Source organism: Mesorhizobium sp. M7A.F.Ca.CA.004.06.1.1 (genome assembly GCF_003999135.1).
In the GTDB taxonomy this organism is placed as follows: Bacteria; Pseudomonadota; Alphaproteobacteria; order Rhizobiales; family Rhizobiaceae; genus Mesorhizobium.
Genome location: NZ_RZPQ01001125.1, coordinates 1 through 1299 on the forward strand (window position 1 = coordinate 1; position 1299 = coordinate 1299).

Annotated in this window: 2 protein-coding genes and 1 pseudogene; all 3 read right to left on the reverse strand. The window is 61.7% G+C overall.

Annotated features, from left to right (window positions below; all coding sequences use genetic code 11):
- A partial coding sequence (locus EN906_RS34415; RefSeq protein WP_164777621.1) for an FAD-dependent oxidoreductase occupies window positions 1–288 on the reverse strand: 288 nt, incomplete at its 3' end.
- A 141-nt stretch (window positions 289–429) separates the two neighbouring features.
- A complete protein-coding gene (locus EN906_RS34420) occupies window positions 430–1029 on the reverse strand; it encodes a VOC family protein (protein WP_127272534.1) in 600 nt (199 codons plus the stop codon).
- 77 nt (window positions 1030–1106) lie between these two features.
- Window positions 1107–1299, reverse strand: a pseudogene (locus EN906_RS34425) (ABC transporter ATP-binding protein); the annotation flags it as partial.

Genomic DNA, 1299 nt, shown 5'->3' on the forward strand with positions numbered 1-1299 from the left:
GCGGCCGATGCCGCAGAAACCGTAACCTGACGAGACCGTGCGCACGCCGTCATGGATGACGGCGATGTCGTCCCAGTAGGCAAAGTGCTTCTTGATCCAGACAGCGCTGACCGGGTCGTTTTTCGACAGATTGTCGAGCGTCTCGGCCGACAGCACGACGCCCCAGCCGAACGTGTCGTCGGCGCGGTTGCGCTCGAACACCGTCACATCGTGCGCGGCGTCCCTCAGCTTCATCGAAATGGCAAAGTAGAGGCCAGCTGGTCCGCCGCCGAGAACCGCAACCTTCATGTCTGCGATCTCCTCTTCGCTTGCTGGAGTTCAGTATCGCGCCGGCGACAAGATATTTCAAGCTTAAAGTTTTATATCAAAACGATTGTCCTGACATGGCGAAAGCGCGCCTGCGTGTCATCGCGCAAGCGCGCTGCCGGATCACTTTTCCGGGTTCTTCGGGCTCCACAGCACCGTCTCGGCGTCCTTCTCATAGGCCATTCCGTCGGGATAGCTGATCGCTTCCAGCTGCAGCCCCCACGGCGCCTGGAAATAGAGGATGGTCTGGCCGGCCGCCGGCCCTTCCTTGACCGGCAGCGGCCCCATCCGCGTCTTGACGCCCTTGCCTTCGAGATAGGCTTTGGCGGCAGCGACGTCGTCGACATAGAAGGCGATGTGGAAGCCGCCAATGTCGCTGTTCTTCGGCGTCAGGTTCTTCTGGTCCGGTGCTGTGTATTTGAACAGCTCGATGTTCGAACCATAGCCGCAGCGCACCATGGTGACCTCTTCGATCACCGCCTTCGGGTCGACGCCCAGGAGATCCTGCATGAAGGTGCCCTTGTCGTCGGCGAACGGACCGAACGACATCGCCTTCTTGCAGCCGACCACTTCGGTGAAGAAGTCGACCGCTTGCTTCATATCGGGAACGGTGATGCCGGTGTGGTCGTGGCCGCGCATGCCCGGGATCGAATCCGCCGAGGCCATGCCGGCGCTGCCGAGCATCGTGGCGGCCAGCGTTGCAATTGCGATAGTGGTCTTCATGTCAGTCCTCTCCATTTGGCGGGACTTGGGTCTTTTGGTCGCACGCCCGAGGCCCGCTCTTCGGCGTGCGTATGCATTCATGTCGGCGCCTTGGCGGCGGAAGGAATGTCCAGCCAGTTCGCATCGATCTCGGGCAGCGGAATGGCCGCGATGAGATCGCGCGTGTAGGCCTGCTGCGGCTTGTCGAACAAGGCGTCGGTGGCGCTCGCTTCGACGATCACGCCTTCGCGCATGACGATCACTTGCCGGCACAGCCGCCGGATGACCGAC